This window comes from Kribbella sp. NPDC104740 (assembly GCF_055583505.1).
On record NZ_JBVJNV010000001.1, the window covers coordinates 1823268 to 1841867 of the forward strand.

At 71.6% G+C, this 18600-nt stretch carries 15 protein-coding genes; 8 read left to right on the forward strand and 7 right to left on the reverse strand.

Features of this window, described 5'->3' with window-relative positions:
* The first annotated feature begins 9 nt into the window (after positions 1-9).
* Genes ACZ6Z4_RS08600 through ACZ6Z4_RS08610 form a run of 3 tightly spaced genes read left to right on the forward strand, consistent with a single transcriptional unit; the run spans position 10 to position 1478 of the window.
* Entirely contained in the window at positions 10-447 is a 438-nt protein-coding gene (locus tag ACZ6Z4_RS08600) for an Hsp20/alpha crystallin family protein (RefSeq protein WP_465559942.1), read from the forward strand.
* 30 nt (positions 448-477) lie between these two features.
* The gene (locus ACZ6Z4_RS08605; RefSeq protein ID WP_465559945.1) at positions 478-1080 is read left to right on the forward strand and encodes a hypothetical protein; all 603 of its coding nucleotides are present in this window, start codon (positions 478-480) and stop codon (positions 1078-1080) included.
* A gap of 11 nt (positions 1081-1091) precedes the next feature.
* Positions 1092-1478: a hypothetical protein gene (locus ACZ6Z4_RS08610; protein WP_465559948.1), complete on the forward strand. Its 387-nt coding sequence runs from the start codon at positions 1092-1094 to the stop codon at positions 1476-1478.
* 2 nt (positions 1479-1480) lie between these two features.
* Here the strand turns inward: ACZ6Z4_RS08610 and ACZ6Z4_RS08615 are convergent, their stop codons facing one another.
* Positions 1481-2866 carry a cytochrome P450 gene (locus tag ACZ6Z4_RS08615; protein ID WP_465559951.1) on the reverse strand — a complete coding sequence of 462 codons (1386 nt, stop codon included), beginning with the start codon at positions 2864-2866 and terminating at the stop codon, positions 1481-1483.
* A 203-nt stretch (positions 2867-3069) separates the two neighbouring features.
* On the opposite strand from ACZ6Z4_RS08615, the gene rox reads away from it, so the two are divergent.
* Positions 3070-4506 carry a rifampin monooxygenase gene (gene rox / locus ACZ6Z4_RS08620; RefSeq protein ID WP_465559954.1) on the forward strand — a complete coding sequence of 479 codons (1437 nt, stop codon included), beginning with the start codon at positions 3070-3072 and terminating at the stop codon, positions 4504-4506.
* Positions 4507-4543: 37 nt separating this feature from the next.
* On the opposite strand, the gene ACZ6Z4_RS08625 is transcribed toward rox, so the two are convergent.
* Positions 4544-4975, reverse strand: a complete 432-nt coding sequence (locus tag ACZ6Z4_RS08625) for a PaaI family thioesterase (RefSeq protein WP_465559957.1) — start codon at positions 4973-4975, stop codon at positions 4544-4546.
* Positions 4976-5063: 88 nt separating this feature from the next.
* Here ACZ6Z4_RS08625 and ACZ6Z4_RS08630 point away from each other — a divergent pair, with 88 nt between their 5' ends.
* A complete protein-coding gene (locus ACZ6Z4_RS08630) occupies positions 5064-6200 on the forward strand; it encodes an MFS transporter (RefSeq protein WP_465559960.1) in 1137 nt (378 codons plus the stop codon).
* Here ACZ6Z4_RS08630 and ACZ6Z4_RS08635 read toward each other — a convergent pair.
* Genes ACZ6Z4_RS08635 through ACZ6Z4_RS08645 form a run of 3 tightly spaced genes read right to left on the reverse strand, consistent with a single transcriptional unit; the run spans position 6183 to position 9949 of the window.
* The gene (locus ACZ6Z4_RS08635; RefSeq protein WP_465559963.1) at positions 6183-7145 is read right to left on the reverse strand and encodes a hypothetical protein; all 963 of its coding nucleotides are present in this window, start codon (positions 7143-7145) and stop codon (positions 6183-6185) included. The genes ACZ6Z4_RS08630 and ACZ6Z4_RS08635 overlap by 18 nt on opposite strands.
* On the reverse strand, positions 7142-8356 hold the full coding sequence (locus ACZ6Z4_RS08640; RefSeq protein ID WP_465559966.1) for an MFS transporter: 1215 nt from the start codon (positions 8354-8356) through the stop codon (positions 7142-7144). The genes ACZ6Z4_RS08635 and ACZ6Z4_RS08640 overlap by 4 nt, the downstream gene beginning before the upstream one ends.
* 12 nt (positions 8357-8368) lie before the next feature.
* Positions 8369-9949 (reverse strand): discoidin domain-containing protein, encoded by a 1581-nt coding sequence (locus ACZ6Z4_RS08645; protein WP_465559970.1) that lies wholly within the window; start codon positions 9947-9949, stop codon positions 8369-8371.
* A gap of 207 nt (positions 9950-10156) precedes the next feature.
* Between ACZ6Z4_RS08645 and ACZ6Z4_RS08650 the strand changes: the two genes are divergently transcribed.
* The 3 genes from ACZ6Z4_RS08650 to ACZ6Z4_RS08660 are packed head-to-tail and all read left to right on the forward strand — an operon-like array spanning position 10157 to position 14088.
* Positions 10157-11092, forward strand: coding sequence for an endonuclease/exonuclease/phosphatase family protein (locus ACZ6Z4_RS08650; protein WP_465559973.1), 936 nt, complete (start codon positions 10157-10159; stop codon positions 11090-11092).
* Entirely contained in the window at positions 11092-13659 is a 2568-nt protein-coding gene (locus ACZ6Z4_RS08655) for a tetratricopeptide repeat protein (RefSeq protein WP_465559976.1), read from the forward strand. Before ACZ6Z4_RS08650 ends, ACZ6Z4_RS08655 begins: the two co-directional genes overlap by 1 nt.
* A gap of 18 nt (positions 13660-13677) precedes the next feature.
* Positions 13678-14088 (forward strand): DUF805 domain-containing protein, encoded by a 411-nt coding sequence (locus ACZ6Z4_RS08660; RefSeq protein ID WP_465559979.1) that lies wholly within the window; start codon positions 13678-13680, stop codon positions 14086-14088.
* A 45-nt stretch (positions 14089-14133) separates the two neighbouring features.
* Here the strand turns inward: ACZ6Z4_RS08660 and ACZ6Z4_RS08665 are convergent, their stop codons facing one another.
* Both ACZ6Z4_RS08665 and ACZ6Z4_RS08670 read right to left on the reverse strand, forming a co-directional pair.
* Complete coding sequence (locus ACZ6Z4_RS08665; RefSeq protein WP_465559982.1) at positions 14134-15462, reverse strand: FAD-binding oxidoreductase; 1329 nt, start codon at positions 15460-15462, stop codon at positions 14134-14136.
* Between the two features lie 124 nt (positions 15463-15586).
* The gene (locus ACZ6Z4_RS08670; protein WP_465559985.1) at positions 15587-18445 is read right to left on the reverse strand and encodes an AfsR/SARP family transcriptional regulator; all 2859 of its coding nucleotides are present in this window, start codon (positions 18443-18445) and stop codon (positions 15587-15589) included.
* Between the last annotated feature and the right edge of the window lie 155 nt (positions 18446-18600).

The following is an 18600-nucleotide window of genomic DNA, read 5'->3' on the forward strand; positions in this document are numbered from 1 at the left end:
TGGGAAACGATGTTGATGCGCACCGACCCGTTCCGCGAGCTCGACCGACTGGCCCAGCAGGTGAGCGGGGCGCCGGGGACGTGGACCCGGCCGAACCCGATGCCGATGGACGCCTACCGTTCCGGCGACCAGTACGTCGTGCTGTTCGACCTGCCCGGCGTCGCGGCGGACGCGATCGACCTCGACGTCGAGCGGAACGTGCTGACCGTACGGGCCGAGCGCCGGCCGGCGGCGGTGGCCGACGGGGTCGAGATGCAGGTGGCGGAGCGGCCGCTCGGGGTGTTCTCGCGGCAGCTGTTCCTCGGCGACGGGCTGGACGCGGACGGGATCGCGGCGGCCTACGACAACGGCGTGCTGACCGTGCGGATCCCGGTGGCGGCCCGGGCGAAGCCGCGGAAGATCCAGATCGATGCCGCAGGCAACGAGCGGCAGGAGCTCGGCACCTGACCAGGTGACCGCTGCGAGGTGGGAGAACCGATGGAGCAGGACGGTACGGCGGCGGCGCTCGCGTTCGTGAGTGCGGCGATCGAGCGGAGAGGCGACGCCGCCGACCGGGCGGAGCTGCTGGCCGCGCTGGAGCGGATCCGGGCTCTTCGGGAGCAGCTGACGGTGTGGGAGCCCCAGCTGATCGACGCCGCGCGGGCGGCGGGGGTCAGCTGGGCCGACCTCGCCCCCGCCCTCGGTGTGGCGAGCCGGCAGGCCGCGGAGAAGCGGTACCTGCGGCTGAACGCTGATCTCGAGGCGCCGGCGATGACCGGTGAACAGCGGGTGCGCGCGGCGCGTGATCAGCGCGCGGGGGACCGGGCGGTGGTGGCGTGGGCCCGGGACAACGCGGCTGATCTGCGCCGCCTCGCCGGGCAGGTGAGCGCGCTCGACGGCCTGGACCGGCCGACGCAGGCGAGCGTGGACCGGGTGCACGACGCGCTCGGTGGCAGCGACTCGGCGGCGTTGCTCGGGCCGCTGGCCGATGCCGGCCCGCGGCTCGCCGGCGAGCATCCGGGTCTGGCCGAGCGGATCTCGGCGGTCGGCGACCGCACCGACGAGGCCCGCGCGGCCGGCGTACGGCGTACGGAGAGGTGAAGGGGACAACGATGAAACTGCTGCTCGAGGTGCGACCGGTGGAGCACCTGGAGGCGAGTGTGGAGTACTACCGAGGGCTCGGGCTGGTGGCTGTCGGCTGGCCCGACGACGAGACGGCGTTGCTCGCGGCGCCTGGGAGCCAGGCGACGATCGTGCTCGTCCGGGATCCGGCCGAGGCGGCGCTGGGCGCCGGTGGGGTGTACGACGTGGGCGGTGTCGACGACTTCTACCGCACCCACGAGGAGCTCGACTGGCTGATCGCGCCGGTCAGCACGGCGCTCGGGCGGTACGCCGTGTTCGCCGACCGGACCGGGACGTGTGTGCGGCTGCTCGATCCGGACCCGCAGCTGGGGGCCGTGGGCGGGACCGCCTTTCGGTTGTACGCCGCTGCCGGGTGAGGTCAGCGAGGCCAGAAGCCGAGGCGGATTCTGGTGTGGTCGAGGGTTTTCGGGAGTGCCGGGCGGGTGAGGGCCGCGCGGGTTGTCGGGTCGACGTCGAGGGTGTGGTGCTGGGCGAGGTGGCTGGTGGCGGCGCTGGTGGTGAGGAGGACGACGTTGCGGCCGGGGCAGACTGCTGGGCCTTCGCTGAAGGGGAGCAGGGGCCAGTCGCCGTCGGCGCGGCCGTCCAGCCAGATCTCGGGGGTGAACTGGTCGGCGTAGTCGATCGCCTGGTCGTCGCGGTGGAAGATCGAGCTGACGACGGCGAACTCGGTGTTCGCGGGGGCGATGGCGTCGTTCCAGGTCGTCGGCCGGGCGGCCTCGCGGAGGAGGACGAGGGTGGTGGGCCAGAGGCGGAGGGACTCCTGGACGGCGGCGCCGGTGTAGGCGAGGAGTGGTGAGCGGTCGGGGTGCTCGGCTTCGGCGACGATTGTCGTGAGGAGGTCGGGGCGGGCCGCCAGTACGGCGAGGAGACGCCAGAGGGCGATCCCGGCCGCGTCGAAGGCGAACAACCAGCGGGGGACCTGGCCGGCCGGGTCGAGTCCGTCGGGCGGGAGAGTCCCGGGCGAGACAGCCGAGGGCGGGAACGTCGCGGGCGGGCGGCCCGAGGGCGGGAGGGGCCCGGGCGCGAGAGTCGCAGGCGGGAGCGCCGAGACGAGGCTCCCCGGCGCCGGGTGCTCGACGTACGGCGCGAGCTGCTGGTGGAACTGGTCGCGCCGGCGGGTGTTGCGCGGGCGGAACTGGGCCCAGTTGGCGTCGGCGCGGAGGGCGTCGAGGTGCTGGGTGAGCAGCGTGTCGTCGCGGGCGACGTCGCCGAGCACGATCCGGCGGACGGCGCGGGACCAGAGCTCGCGGAAGTCCGTCCAGCCCAGGGTGCCGTGGAGGGCGCTGAACTCCTCGGTGATCGCGGTCAGCATCGTGTCCGCGTGGCGGTGGACGGGCCGGTGGGTGTCGAGGGCCTGCTCGTTGAGCTCGCGGCGGGGTGCGCGCAGCGGCGGATCGGTGACCAGTACGCCATGCGGCTGGAAGTGGGCGAGGGCGCCGGTCTTCTCGGTGGTGGCCGCGGAGAACGGGTCCGGGGTCTCGGCGAGGACGCGGTGCACGTCCGCGGGCGCGAGGACGAGGGCGAGCGAGCGGCCGGGGATGCGGAGCAGGACCGGGCCGTCGCCGTACTTGCGGCGCAGCGCACGGGCTCGGCGCAGCGACCGGTCGTCGGTGGCGAATCGGTCGGCGAGCTGGGACCAGAGCGGGCGGCGGACGATCGCGCCCTGGGCCGCGACCGGTAGCAGGATGTCCCGGAGGGCTCGCGCGGAGTCCACGACCGAGGCGGTGGGAAGCTGACTCGCCATGCCGCCACTGGTGCCCGTGCCCGGTCGGGACAAACCGCGGCCGACGACTCAGCAGCTCAGCCGGCCCCGGACAGCAGAAAAGCAGGGAAAGTATCTCCCTGCCGTAATCAGGTTATAGCGCACCTGGGGACTTGCCGCAAGGCCCAGGTGGTGGGGGAAGATCCTGCGAGTTCGAAGGAAAGTGCTCGGGGAAATGGGGACCTGTGACTGACGTTCTCGTGGTGGGTAGTGGGCCGACGGGATTGATGCTGGCGGCGGAACTGCGGCTGCACGGCGTGGGTGTGGTGGTGCTGGAGAAGGCGGCGGAGCCGACCAAGGTGGTGCGGTCGCTGGGGATGCATGCGCGGACGATCGAGGTGATGGCGCAGCGGGGGTTGCTGGACAAGCTGCTGGCGGTGGGGACGAAGCATCCGGCGGCGGGGTTCTTCGCGGGGATCTCGAAGCCGCGGGCGGTGCCGCTGGACTCGGCACATGCGTACACGCTCGGGATCCCGCAGCCGGAGATCGACGCGATCCTGGCCGAGCACGCGGTCGGGCTGGGGGCGGAGATCCGGTTCGGGCACGAGGTCGTCGGGTTGCGGCAGGACGAGCGTGGGGTCGACGTCGAGCTGGCCGACGGGTCGTCGTTGCGGGCCCGGTACGTCGTCGGGTGCGACGGCGGGCGCAGTACGGTCCGGAAGCTGCTCGGGATCGGGTTCCCCGGCGAGCCGTCCACGGACGACACGCTGCTCGGGGAGATGTCGGTCGCGGTGTCGCCGGAGACGGTGACCGAGATCATGACCGACGTACGCCGGACGCAGCCGCGGTTCGGGCTGATGCCGCTGGCCGGTGGCACCTACCGGATCGGCGTACCGGCCGCGGACGTCGCCGAGGACCGGTCGCAGCCGCCGTCGTTCGAGGAGTTTCGGCAGCAGCTGATCGTTGTCGCGGGCACCGATTTCGGGGTGCACTCGCCGGTCTGGCTGTCCCGGTTCGGCGACAGCACCCGGCTGGCCGACCGGTACCACGTCGACCGGGTGCTGCTGGCGGGCGACGCGGCCCACGTGCACCCGCCGGTCGGCGGGCAGGGCCTCGGGCTCGGCGTCCAGGACGCGTTCAACCTGGGCTGGAAGCTGGCCGGCGAGCTCAACGGCTGGGCGCCGAACGGGCTGCTGGAGACGTACGAGCAGGAGCGCCGGCCGGTCGCGGCCGACGTACTGGACAACACGCGGGCGCAGAGTCTGCTGATGTCACTCGAGCCCGGCCCGCAGGCCGTACGCCGACTGCTGACCGAGCTGGTCGAGTTCGACGAGGTCAACCGGCTGCTGACCGAGAAGATCGTCGCGACCAACATCCGCTACGACTTCGGCGAGGAGGGCCACGAGCTGCTCGGACGCCGGCTGCGCGACGTCGAACTGAAGGGCGGCCGCCTCTACGACCGGATGCACGCCGGCCGCGGCATCCTGCTCGACCAGACCGGCAGCCTGTCAGCAACCGGCTGGGAGGACCGCATCGACCACGTGGTCGACGTCAGCGAGGAGCTCGACGCCCCCGCCGTACTGCTGCGCCCGGACGGCCACGTCGCATGGGTGGGCGAGGACCAGGCGGACCTGGTCGCCCACCTCCCACGGTGGTTCGGTCAGCGCTCGACGGGGGCGTAGAGCCCCGACGGCCGCCCCCGGAACTTTCCTGGACAAATCACCGCTCAGGTACCTGGATCAGCGTCTGCTGCCCGGCGGCGACGAGCTTCCGCTCGTCACCCCGTACGCCGAACACGTCCAGCCGGCACACCGTCAACGTCCGCCCCGGTCGCAGCACACTCCCGACCGCCTCCAGGTAGTCGCCCTCGGCCGGCGCCAGCAGGTTGAGCTTGAACTCGACCGTCAGCACCGTGCTCCCCTCGGGGAAGAGCGTCAACGCGGCGTACCCGCCGGCGCTGTCGGCGATCGAGCTGGTCGCGCCGGCGTGGAAGTACCCGTGCTGCTGGGTGAGTTCCGGCCGTGCGGGGAGCTGGATGTGCACCAGGCCCGGGCCGATGTGGGTGAGCCGGGCGCCGAGGTGGGCCATCAGGCCCTGCTGCTCGAAGCTCGCTGTCACTCGGGCCTGGATCTCGGGGGTCGCCTCGTCCATGCCGGTCAGCGTACGCGGGCAACTGGTCCTGTTTACCAGAGCGGAACTGGATCTTCAGTGGGGGCCGGTTTGTTTCTAGCGTCGGGGTATGGCTACTGACCTTGCTTCGCGACCGTCCTTGGTTTCTCGTGCGTTGTTGCTGCGGTTCGGGTCGATCCTGGGGTCGGGGATCGGGTTCTACCTGCCGTTGGCGGTGGTGCCGGCGTATGCCGGGTCGGTGGCTTCGGGTGGGCTGGCGACGGGGGTGCTGTTGTTCGCGACGGTGCTGGCCGAGATGGTGACGCCTCGGCTGACCGTTGCCCTGGGCTACCGGTGGACGTTGGCGGTCGGGTTGTTCTTGCTGGGGGCACCGGCTTTCGTGCTGGCGGCGTACGACGGGACTGCTGTGATCCTGGCGGTCAGCGCGGTGCGCGGGGTGGGGTTCGCGATCTCGGTGGTTGCCGGGGGCGCCTTGACGGCCGCGTTGATTCCGGCGGAACGGCGGGGCGAGGGGCTCGCGATGGTGGGGCTGGTGGCGGGGGTTCCGGGGCTGGTGGCGATGCCGTTGGGGGTGCTGGCGGCTGAGCGGTGGGGGTACGCGGTGGTGTTCGTGGCGACTGCGCTGGCGCCGTTGGTTGCGTTGGTGACGATCCCGGGGTTGCCGAAGCGGGAGGCGGAGGGAGCCAAGGATCATGGGCTGGTCGTCGGGCTGCGTAATCCGGGGCTGACTCGGCCTGCCACTTTGTTCGCGCTGTGTGCGACGGCTGCTGGTGTGCTGGTCACGTTCCTGCCGCTGGTGCTGACCGGGCCGCTGACCTGGGTCGTCGCGGTCGCGCTCTTCGTGCAGCCCGCGACGAGCACCGCGGCGCGTTGGTTCGCCGGCCGGTACGGCGACCGCCGGGGACAAGGTGGGCTCCTCGTCCCCGGCGCCCTCCTGTGCGTCGTAGGTGTCGCGGCGCTGGCTGCGGTGCACACGCCGGGTGCGGTGATCGCGGGGGCGGCGGTGTTCGGGGCCGGGTTCGGCGTACTGCAGAACGTGACGCTCGCGCTGATGTACCACCGCGTGCCGGCCGCCGGGTACTCGGCGGTGAGCGCGATCTGGAACGCGGCGTTCGATCTCGGGATGGCGGTCGGCGCGACCCTGACCGGCGTGCTGCTCGCCGGGCTCGGGCCGGAGCTGACGGTCGCGTGCACCGTCCTGGTCATGCTGCCGGCGCTGCGGCTGGCGTCACGTGATCGCGGGTGAGGCGGCGTCCGGTACGACGAGCTTCGGCGCACCGCCCGTGATCGGCGTGGACCAGATGTCGGTGCCCTTGTCGGGGCGTTGCAGCGTGTAGAGCAGCGTGCTGTTGTCCTTCCAGAGGACCTGGTCGTCGAGGTGGCGGGACTCGGGCGGGTAGCTGACCCGGCGGGTGGCCAGGTCGAGGACGGCGATCCGCCAGGTGCCGTCGGGGTTCTTCTGCTTGTAGGCGACCCGGCGGCCGTCCGGGGACAGGGACGGGCACTCGGCGTTCTCGAGGATCGCGGTGCCGCGGTAGGTGCGGTAGTCGGCCTCGATCAGGTAGGTCTTGCCCTTGCTGCCGAGGGTCGCGTAGAAGCGGGAACCGTCGGCGGCGAAGGTGATGCCCCAGTAGTTGGAGTCGTGGGCGAAGTAGCGGCGGCCGTTCACGAACACCGGAAGCTCCTCGATGCTCTTCACCAGGCGGCCGGACTCGACCTCGTACAGGCCGCTGCGGGTGGAGAAGCCGGTGGCGGCGTACGAGTCGCCGGTGACGAAGAGGGTCCAGTTGACGAGCTTGCCGTCGGGGGAGACGCGGGCGCGGCTCGGGGTGCCGGGCATGGTTTGCTTGTGACGCACTGCGAGATCGGGGCCGAGGACAAGGACTTCGCTGAGCGGAGGCAACGATCCCGGTTTGGAGCGCAGGCAGATTCCGGTGCCGTGGGCAACGGCGATGCGGTCGCAGTGCAGGTCGGCGATGGTGCGGGTCGCGCCGTCCTGCGCGAGCTTGCCGTACGACGGGCCGGCGGCGGTGTTGCGGAACAGCAGCTTGCCGGGTTCGAGGGTGATCGCGCCGTGGGTCACCGGCCGGGCGTCGACCGAGGGGCCGCTGCCGCGGGCGGAGACGACGTAGGTGAGGCCGCCGCCGATCAGGACCAGGGCGCCGATCAGGCCGAGTAGCAGCTTCTTCATTGCTTCGCCTCCCAGGGTTTGAATGCGGCGGCCGCGAGGGTGACCAGCAGCAGGGCGATCGTGGTTGCGACGAGGGCGGGGCGCAGGTCCCAGAGCGTCCAGGCCAGGCCGACGAGGACCGCCGAGACCATCCGGGCGAGGGCTTGGCCGGTCTGGAGCAGGGCGAGGCCGCTGGCGCGGAGGTGCTCGGGGAGCAGCGGGCCGGCTGTCGCGGGGAGTACGCCGTCGGTCGCGGCGTAGAAGGTGCCGTGCAGCAGGAGCGCGGCGATCGCGAGCCACGGGCTGGTCGAGGGGCCGCAGAGCATCAGCAGCGCGACGACCAGTGCGGCGTGGCCGCCGAGGAAGACCTTCCAGCGCCCGACCCGGTCGGCCAGCCGGCCGAGCGGGACGGCGAGCAGGAGGAACGAGCCGGTCGTCCCCAGCGCGAGGAGCGGGAACCAGGTGCTCTCGATCTCCCAGCGGCGTTGCAGCGCGAGGTAGACGAAGGAGTCGGTGATCGTCACGAGGCCGAGCCCGGCCGCCCACAAGCAACAACGTCTGAAGGAGGGGATGGCCAGCAACCCGACCATGGTTCTCAAAGGAACGACCTTTGGTTTCGTAGCAGGCTCATGGTCACGCACCAGGAGCACCAGCAGCAGCACGCCGCACCCCGCGATGCAGAAGCTGAAGACGAACACCGCGTCGTACGAGCCGAGGCTTGCCCACAGCACCGCGACCGCGACCAGTGGGCCGAGGAACGCGCCGAACGTGTCCAGCGCGCGGTGGACACCGAAAGATCGGCCGAGGGTTTCGGGGGAGCTGCTCAGGGAGATCAGCGCGTCGCGCGGGGCTGTGCGGATGCCCTTGCCGGCGCGGTCGATGGCCAGGACCGCGCCGATGGCTGCGACCGACGAGCCGGCAGCCAGTAAGCCCAGTTTGCAGATCGCCGACAGCCCGTAGCCGATCCCGGCGACCGACTTCAGGCGCTGCCAGCGGTCGGCCAGGTGGCCGCCGACCAGGCGCAGCAGTGCGGTCGAGCCGGCGTACAGGCCGTCGAGCAGGCCGAACTGCAGCGGGTTCAGGCCCAGGCCGAGGACGAGGTAGAGCGGCAGCACGGCGGTCACCATCTCGGCGGAGATGTCGGTGACCAGGCTGACGACGCCCAGGGCCAGGACGTTCGGGGGGACGCGGTGCCACGGGGTACCGCCGACCCGGCTGTTCGCCAGATACATCAGCCGTTCCCGTCAGTGGCAGCTGTAGGTCGGGCTGCTGTCGAGGACCTTGCTGTCCAGCCCGATCAGCTGGCTGGAGAAGGTGCTGTCGGTCATCGAGAGCTTCAGCGCGCCGTACGTCGAGAGGATCTTGGCCGTCGCCGGGTGCGCGGAGTGCACGTCGTACAGCGGCGCGCCGCCCATCCCGCCGATGATCTGGACCGGCCCGTTCGGGTCGACCTGGCCGTTGACGTTCTGCGGCAGGAACCGCTCGTAGTGGTGGTCGTGCCCGTTCAGCACCAGGTCGACCTTCGCGCCGACCAGGGTCTGCCAGAGCGCGATGCTGTCCGGGTTGTCGCCGTGGTCGCCGGAGCTGAACCGCGGGTGGTGGTAGTACGCCGCGATGCAGCCCTTGGTGTTGTTCGCCAGGTCCTGCTTGAGCCAGGTCAGCTGGGCCGGTTCGGCCTTGTCCTCACCGGTGACGAAGTCGTTGGAGTCGAGGGCGATGAAGTGCCAGTTGCCCTTGTCCCAGCTGTAGTACTGCTTGCCCTGCGGGGTTGCCAGCGAGCCGAAGTACGCCTTGTAGCCGGCGAACGGGGTGTCGTCGTAGGACTCGTGGTTGCCCGGGATCGGCTTGGTGATCGCCTTGAACTTGCCCCAGGTCTTGTCGTAGTAGGCCTTGAAGTCGGACAGGTGGGCGTCGTCGTACTGGTTGTCGCCCATCGTGATCACGTTCGCCGGGTTCATCGCCTGCACTAGCCGCGCGGTCTTCGGGTGCACGCAGTTGGAGTCGGACGCGGTGCAGCGGTCGGCGATGTCACCGGCCGCGGCGAGCACGAACGCGCCGCCGCCGCCCGCGCTGGTCTGCACGGTGATCGCCGTGCTCGTCCCGGACTGGTTGCCGGCCAGATCACGAGCCCGTACGGCGTACTGGTACGCCGTGCTCGCGGTCAGCCCGGTGTCGTTGTACGTCGTGGCCTCGGTCGACGCGACGACGACGCCGTTGCGCAGCACGTCGTACCCGCTGACGCCGACGTTGTCGGTCGAGGCGGTCCACTTCAGCGCGGCCGAGGTCGCGGTGACCGCGGTGCTCTGCAGGCCGGTCGGGACGGTCGGCGCCTGGGTGTCGCCGCTGGAGTCGGCGGTGCCGTAGACCTCGAGCTCCCACAGCGAGTACCCGTACGACGTACCGCGCTGCGTGCCGACCAGGCGGACGTAGCGCCCGCGGGCGTTCAGCCCGGTCAGGTCATCGGTCGCACCGTTGCCGTTGGCAACCTCCTTGACGGTGCTGAAGTCGGTGCCGTTGTCGGAGACCTCGATCCGGTACGCCTTGGCGTAGGCGGCCTCCCAGTTCAGCTTCACCCGCCGGATCGCGGCCGGTTGCCCGAGGTCGACCCGGATCCACTGCGGGTCGGCGCCCTCCGCGCTGGCCCAGCGGGTCGTCGTACTGCCGTCGACGGCCAGGGTGGCCGGCAACGAGTCGTCTTCGATGCTGGAGGCAAGCACCGGTTGTCGTTGCGAGAGCAACGTGTCGGCCGCGTTGGCCTGCGCGCCGCCGAGGGCGACCAGCAGGGGGAGCGGGAGGAGGACAGCGAGCAGTCTTCGCAGTGTCATCAGAACTCCTGAGGGGGCGATCGGGAGATAACTGTTAGGAAACTTACCTAACAATTAATGCCTGGTCCAGAGGTCGCGGCCCTCTTGACGGACGCCGGGTGCTCGATCAGGCTCGGTGCAACGGTTGGGGTGACCGGGTTTTCGTTGTGGGGCGGGGGAATCGTGGCGCGTGCGGTGGTGAGGCCGGCCGGTCCGGCACCGAAAGCGGTGACCCAGGATCTGAACCGGTTAGGCGCCGCGCTGGACCAGCAGCTGCCGGCCAAGGTGAAGGACAACCTGCTGATCGGGACCTGGAACGTGCGCGGCTTCGGCGGGCTGACGCCGAAGTGGCAGTCCGGCCCGAACGACACCCCGAAACGGGACTGGCACGCGCTGGCCTGCATCGCGACGGTGGTCGAGCGGTTCGACGTCACCGCGATCCAGGAGAGCAAGCGCGACACCACCGCGCTGCTGGCGCTGCTCGAGCAGCTCGGTCCGCGCTACCGGGTGATCGTGTCCGATGCGACCGAGGGGACCGCGGGCAACGCCGAGCGGCTCGCCTACGTCTACGACTCCGAGCGGGTGCAGCCGTCCGGGCTGGTCGGTGAGATCGTCCTGCCGCCCGCGGCGGAGGAGGACGCGGCCGGCCGGAAGGTCGAGCAGTTCGCGCGGACGCCGTACGCGGCGGCCTTCGTGCGGGGCGGCACCGACTTCATCCTGACCACCGTGCACGTGCTGTGGGGCAAAGGCCCGAAGGACCGGCTCGGCGAGGTGCAGGCCTTCGCCGACTGGATGCGCAAGTGGGCCGACCGCCCGAAGGACTGGAACCACAACCTGCTGGTGCTCGGCGACTTCAACCTGGACCGGATCGACGACCCGCTGTTCGCGGCGTTCGTCTCGACCGGGCTCTGGCCGCCGCCGGATCTCGGCCTGGTGCCGCGGACGATCTTCGACAACGACAAGGACCACCACTACTACGACCAGATCGCCTGGTTCAACGACCCGACCCGGCCCGACCTGCCGCCGATGCTGAACGGGCTCACCTTCACCAACCGCTGCGGCAGTCTCGACTTCGTCCCGCTGGTGCTGAACGGGCTGACCAAGTCGCAGCTGTCGTTCCGGATCTCCGACCACTACCCGCTCTGGGTGGAGTTCACGATCTGATGGCCGCCGTCTCGATGGTGTTCACCGACATCGAGGGGTCGACCGTGCTGCTGCGCCGGCTCGGCGACAGCTACCTCGAGGCCCTCGAAGGGCACCGGCGGATCCTGCGCCAGGTCTGGCGCGCGTACGGCGGCGTCGAGCAGGGCACCGAGGGCGACAGCTTCTTCGTCGTGTTCCCGTCGGCCGCCGACGCGGTCGCGGCCGCGGTCGACGGGCAGCGCCGGCTCGCCGGTCACGCCTGGCCGGGTGGTGAGCGGCTGCGGGTCCGGATGGGCATCCACACCGGTACGCCGGGCCTGTCCGACGGCGACTACTGGGGGATGGACGTGCACCGCGCGGCCCGCGTCGCCGCGTCCGCGCACGGCGGGCAGGTGATCGTCTCGGCGACGACGGGCGAGCTGGTCCGGCAGGCGCTGCCGGACGGCGCCGTGTTGCGCGACCTCGGAACCCATCACCTGAAGGACATCCCCGAGCCCGAGCGGCTGTTCCAGGTCACCGTGCTCGGCCTGGACGCGGACTTCCCACCACCCCGCACGCTCGGTACGGCGACCAGCCTGCCGGTCCCGGCGACGGCGCTGCTCGGGCGGGACGCCGACCTGGCCCGCCTCGGCGAGCTGATCCGGCAGCCCGACGTACGGCTGGTGAGTCTGGTCGGGCCGGGTGGCGCGGGCAAGACCCGGCTCGGAATCGCGACGGCCGCCGGGGCGGTCAACCAGTTCCCGGGTGGCGCGTACTTCGTGCCGCTGGCCGAGGCGGTGTCGGAGGAGGTGATGTGGTCCTCGATCGCCGAGGGCCTCGACGTTCCGCCGCGGGAGCGGCCGCCGGCGCGGCTGACGGCGTACCTCGCCCAGCGCACCTTGTTGCTCGTCCTCGACAACCTCGAGCAGGTCGACGGCGCCGACCGCGTGGTCGCGCAGATCCTCGACCGGGCGCCGCAGGTCAAGGTCGTTGCCACGTCGCGGCGCCCGCTCGGGCTGGTCGCCGAGCGGCAGCATCTGGTGACCCCGCTGGAGACGACGTCGGCGGCGGTCGAGCTGTTCGTGCAGCGGGCGACCGCCGTCCAGCCTGGGTTCAGTCCGGATCTCGCGCTGGTCGCGCAGATCTGCGAGCGGCTCGACGGGCTGCCGCTGGCGATCGAGCTGTGCGCGCCGCGTGTTCGGGTGCTCAGCATGGAGGAGCTGCTCGACCGGATCGACCATCCGCTCGACTTCGCCTCGACGAGCAGCGTCACCCCCGACCGGCAGCGGACGCTGCGCGACACGATCGCCTGGTCGTACGACCTGCTCAGGCCCGAGCACCAGCGCGTCTTCCGGCGGCTCGCGGTCTTCTCCGGTGGCGCCGATCTGGCCGCGATCACGGCGATCGCCGCCGACACCGTCGACCCGCTCGACGTCGTCGCCGAGTTGCACGACGCGAACCTGATCACCGTCACCCAGGGCACCCCGACGCGGATCGCGTTCCTCCAGACCATCGCCCAGTACGCCGGGGAGAAGCTCGCCGAGACCGACGAGCTGGAGCAGCTCCGCGCGGCGCACGCGACGTACTACGCCGAGCTCGGCGACAGCCTGCGCGGGCTCCGCGAGTCCCGGCACGGGACGGCGCTCGACCGGGTCGAGACCGAGCTCGGCAACTTCCGGGCGGCGTTGTCCTGGGCAACGGGTGCGCAGGGAGTCCGCGTGTGCGCGGCGCTGAGCTGGATCTGGGTGCTCACCGGCGACGTCGCGGAGGGACGCCGGAGGCACGAGGAGGCGCTCGCTCGCGCCGGTACGGCGGAGCACTCGATCGAGCTCGCCGCGTGCCTGCGCGGGCTGGCCAATCTCCTGCTCACGCAGGGAGAACCGCACCGTGCGTTCGCCGAGGCCACGCGAGCGCTCGACCTGTCGAAGTCGCTCGACGACCGGTCCGGCGTCGCCTGGGCGATGAGCCTGGTCGGTACGGCGCAACGCCATCAGGGTGAGCTCGAAGCTGCCCAGAAGACGCTGACCGAGGGGCTCGAGCTGCACCGCGAGCTCGACGACGCCGGGCGGTTGGCGAGGATGCTCGGCAACCTCGCGGGGGTCGAGGAAGAACTCGGTCACCACGACCGGGCCGAGGCGCTGCTGCGGGAGTCGCTCGCTGTGCTCGACACTGTTGGCGACGAGCACGAGAGCGCCGTCCAGGGGCAGAATCTCGCCTACCTGCTGGCGGTTGTCGGGCGGGTGGAGGAGGCGGACGAGCTGGCCCGAGGGCTGATCCCGTCGGTGCTCTGCCTGGGGAGCCCGCCGCTGACGATGGCGTTCTCCAACACGATGATGAGCATCCTCGCGCGGGAGGGGGACGCGGTCACGTCGGCGCGGTTGTTCGGTGCCGAGGAGGCGATGGGCGAACGCCTCGCGATCCCGAACCCGTACCTGGCCGAGGAGCTCGACGAGGCCCTCGCCCTGGTGGCCGGTGTGATGACCGCCGACGACTGGCAGACCCACCGCCGCACCGGCCGGTCCGAACGTGTCGAGGACCTGCTCGCACGTTTGGCCCCCACGCCGGGGAGGGCATTGGATTCGCACGACCTGGGTCGGCCAGGTGGCTGATGATCGGAGTGAACCGTCATGCACTGGTACGTCGATGTCCTGAAGAAGTACGCCGTGTTCACCGGCCGGGCCCGCCGCCAGGAGTTCTGGATGTTCACGTTGTTCAACGTGATCGTCTCGATCGTGCTGGCGATCGTGGACCGCGCCATCGGTACCGACACCGCGTCCGGCACCGGCGTGCTGGGCGGGATCTACTCCCTGCTCGTCCTGCTGCCGAGCCTCGGCGTGACGGTCCGGCGGTTGCACGACACCGGCCGCACCGGCTGGTGGATCCTGATCGGCCTGACCGGCATCGGCCTGATCGTGCTGCTCGTGTTCAACATCCTGGAAGGGACCGCCGGCGAGAACAAGTACGGGCCGGACCCGAAGGCCGGCGAGCGGTTCGGCACCGCGGCGGGCAGCGCGGAGCCGGGGTACCCGACGGTCTGACCGCGCCGAGCCCTCGCGCACCGGTGCGCGAGGGCTCGATGCGTTTCAGGTCGGTCGGATGTTCTGGTTCAGGCGGAACACGTTCCCAGGGTCGTACGCCGACTTGACCCGGCCCAGCCTCGCCCCGTCCGCGGGGTCGAAGCGGGTGTCCAGCGCCCGGTGGCTGGGCAGGTCGTGCATCGCCCGGATCCACCCGACGGCACGGTCGTCGCGGGTCGGTGAGTCCCAGCGAGCCAGCACCCCGAGCATCCACGGCGCCCTGCGGAACGGCCCCGGCCACCGGTCGGCGCCGGCGGTCACCGCTCCGCTCCAGGGCAGCAGCGGCACCCGGGCGACGGTCCGGTCCGGGACCTGCGCGATCCACTCGGCGTACTCGTCGATGGCCTGGTCGGACAGCGACTCGAGGTAGTTCGGCCGCCAGTGGCTGCGCAGCCCGGGCGGCCCGTTCGGGCTGAGCCGGTTGGCGGCCGACGGCGACGTCCGCACCTGGAAGGTCGCCGGGCAGAGCTTGCGCAGCGGGTCGATCAGCTCCAGCAGTTCGTCCGTCGTGCCGGTGTGCACCGCCTCGACCTTCGTCACCAGCCGCCCGTGCAGCTGCGCCGGTACGACGGTCCCGGGCGGATCGGTCACCGCGACGACGGCGCCGCTGAGCGCCGGCGACGGGTCGGCCTCGAACACCGAACGGAACGTCCGCACGACCTCGCCGTACGCCGACCACGGCCACAGCAAGGTGAGGCTTGCCACGGTCGGGATCGGGTGCAGCCGGACGGTCACCGCGGTCGCGACGCCGAAGTTGCCGCCGCCACCGTGCAGCGCCCAGAACAGGTCGGGGTGCTCGGTCTCGCTCGCGGTCACCTGCCGGCCGTCGGCGGTCACCAGCTCGACCGAGATCAGGCTGTCGCAGGCCAGGCCGAGCTGCCGCTCCAGCCAGCCGGACCCGCCGCTGAGGCTGGACGCGGCGACGCCGGACGGGGTGTGCCGGGAGGCGTTCGCGGCCAGGCCGTACTCCTGCGCGGCCCGGCCGAGCTGGGACCAGGTCGCGCCGCCGCCGACGCGGGCGGTCCGGGCGACCGGGTCGACGCTGATCGAGTTCATCCGCCGAAGGTCGATCACCAGGCCGCCCTCGGTGGTGGAGTTGCCCTGCCGGCTGTGCCCGCCGGACCGGATCGCGATCTCCAGGCCGGCGTCGACGCCGTGCCGGATCGCGGCGGCCACGTCGTCGGCCGTCGAGGGCTGGGTGATCAGCTGCGGGAACCGGTCCACCATCCCGTTGAACACGGTCCGGGCGGCGTCGTACTCGGGGTCCCCGGGGCCGAGCACCCGGCCGCTGAACGCGGCGCTCGGGGGTCTCGGCGGGAGGCCGGTGGTACACATCTGGGGGCTCCTTCGGGTACAGGGATCGGCTGCACGGTGGAGCCTGGCGGTGCTCCGGTTTCCAGTGTCCGGATGCTGGATAGACAACTGATGGACGTCCGCTCAGGCCCGCCCACCGTGCGGCTCAGCGCTCCAAGGTCGGCTCACACTGGCCGGCCAGCTCGGCGGCGTCGGGGTGGTCGAGGTCGCGCAGGATGCCGCGCGCCGACTCGCGCGCGCCGTGCGCGGCCGCACAGTCGCCGAGCGCCTCCAGCGTCGTGGCGTAGTTGAGCAGCGTCCGGGCCTCGTTGAACTGGTTCCCCAGGTCGTGGAACGTCTCGAAAGCTTGCCGGTAGCAACCGGCTGCTTCCTCGTAGTGACCGAGCCCGCGCTGCGCGGTGCCGAGCGTGTCCCAGCCGTTCGCGAGCGCGTGCTGGTCGCCGTTGCTGTCCCAGAGCGCGACCGCCTGCCGGCTGATCGGTACGGCGACCGAGTACTCGCCGGTGGTGTTGTACTCGTTGGCCAGGTTGTTCAGCGCGCTGGCCCGTGAGGACACGTCCGTGGACAGGTCGACGGCCCGCCGGAACTGCGCGATCGCCTCCGTGGATCGGCCCTGGAAGCTGTGCAGGACGCCGAGGCTGTCGATCGCGCTGGCCTCCTCGGCCGAGCTGCCGACGGAGTGGAAAGCGGCGATCGCGCGGTTCAGGTGCCGGCCGGCGGTGAGGTAGTGGTGCAGCCAGGTCTCGGTCTTGCCGGCCACCAGGCTGGCGATTCCGATCAGGTACTGGTCGTTCAGCCGGGTCGCGGCGGCCAGTGCGAGCTCGTAGATTCCGAGCATCTCGTTCCACTGACCGGAGCGCAGGAGATAGGTGCCCACGGTCCAGGCCAGCTGGCCGACGTACTCGTCCAGGCCGGCCTCGGCCGCCAGCCGCTGACAGGTCCCGAGCACCGGCCAGTGTGCGGCGAACCAGGCCCAGGCGGCCGCGCGGTCCTCGATCGGCCGGACCGTGACGTCCGCGCGCAGCGGGACCAGCGGGAACTGCCGACGACCCGGGTTGAGCAGTACGGCGGCGCCGCGAGCCGTGTGCAGGGTGTGGTTGAGCGCCCGCACCAGGGCGTCGTGGCGCTCCTGCGCGTCACCCGCGGCGGCCTTCTCCACGCCGTACGCGCGGACCAGGTCGTGGAAGGCGAACTCGCCGGGACGCTCCTCGGTGATCAGGTTGACCCGGCTCAGCTCGGCGATCAGCCGCCGGGTCTCGCTGACCGGCAGCCCGATCAGGCTGGCCGCGCCGGTCAGGTCGTAGCGCGGCCAGGGCGCCGGGCACATCACCCGGAACAGCCGCGCGGCGTCCGCGCTGAGCGCTTGGTACGACCAGGAGAAGACCGAGCGGACGTCGGGACCGTCGAGGTCCTCGAACGCGTCCAGGCCGTCGCCGTGGCTGAGCTCGGCGGCGATCGCGGCCAGGCTGAAGCCCGGGTTGACGATCGCGCGCGCGGTGACCAGCGAGATCGCCAGCGGCAGCCGGCCGCAGCGGCGCAGGATCTCCTCGGCCGCCTCCGGCTCGGCGTTCACCCGGCGGGCGCCGAGCTTGCCGACCAGGAAGGTCCGGGCCTCGGCCGGGTCCAGGACGTCGAGCGTGATCAGGTCCGCGTCGTCGGTGACCAGCAGGCTGGTCAGGCGGTCGCGGCTGGTGATCAGGACCAGCGAGGTCGCCTCGCCGGGCAGCAGCGGGCGGACCTGCTCGGCGTTCTTCGCGTTGTCGAGCAGCAGCAGGATCCGGCGGCCGGACAGCAGCGTGCGGAACATCGCGGCCCGCCCGGCCAGGTCCTTCGGGATCGTCTCGGTCGGTACGTCGAGCGCTTCGAGCAGCGAGCGCAGCGCGTCCTCGGGCGTGACGAGCTCGGCGCCGGAGGCGAAACCGCGCAGGTCGAGGTAGAGCTGGCCGTCGGGGTAGCGGCTGGTGAAGCGGTGCGCGAGGTGGACGGCGAACGTGGTCTTGCCGACGCCGGCCATACCGGTGATCACCGCGACGCTCGCCCGGCCGTCCTCGCGGTCGAGGTTCCGGACGGCGTCGAGCAGGTCGGCCTTGCGGCCGCTGAACGCGCGGTGGTCGGCGGGAAGCTGGGCGGGGACGGGGGCCACGGGGTCGCCGGAGGTCGCTCCCGGGACGGAGCCGGTGCCTGCGCGGGATGCCGGGCTCGCGCCGGTGGCCGGCTGATGGCCGGGGCCGAGCGGCACCTCACCGCGGAGGACCTGCTCGTGGAGGTCCTGCAGGGCCGGGCCCGGGTCGATGCCCAGCTCGTTCGCGAGCAGCTTCTGGCAGTCCTGGTAGACCGCGAGCGCCTCGGCCTGGCGGCCGGACCGGTAGAGCGCGGTCATGTGCAGCTCGCGGAAGCGTTCGTCGTACGGGTGGTCGGCGGTGATCGTCGCCAGCTCGGCCGCCGCCTCGGTCGCCGCGCCGAGCTCGAGCTGCGCGGTCATCAGCATCTCCAGCGCGGCCAGCCGCAGCTTGCCGAGGTAGACCCGCTGGGTCTCGGCGTACTCACCGGGGATGCCGGCCAGCGCGGTGCCGTGCCACAGCGCGAGCGCCTCGCGCAGCAGCCGCTCGGCGCGCGCCTGGTCACGGAAGTTCGCCGCCGCCTGGGCGTCCGCGACGTGCTGCCGGAACACCCCGAGGTCCAGCGTCCCCGGCGTGGCGGTCAGCGCGTACCCGTCACCGATCGACGCGATCACCGACTGGGCGGCCGGCTGCCCGGGGTCGAGCACCCGGCGGAGCCGGTGCACGTACGTCCGGACCGTCTGCGCGGCCGAGTCCGGGATGTCGCCGCTGCCCCAGACGGCGTCGACGAGCTCACCGATGGTGGCCTGCGCGCCCTCGCGGACCAGCAGCGCCGCCAGCACGGCCCGCTGCTGCGGCGAGCCGAGCCGCAGCTCCGTCGACCCGTGCCAGGCGCGTACCGGCCCGAGCACGGTGAACCAGGAAGCGGTCTGGTTCTCCGTCACACCTCACCTGCCCCGAGAGAGAGTGATTCAGCATTCAACGAACATCATCTCACAACTTGTATACACGCCGCATAGACGCCCTGGACACCCGGGTCCCCGGCGGGCGTGGACATCGATTTCAGCTGTTGAGCGTCGGTGGAAAGGCTGGCGGCCCC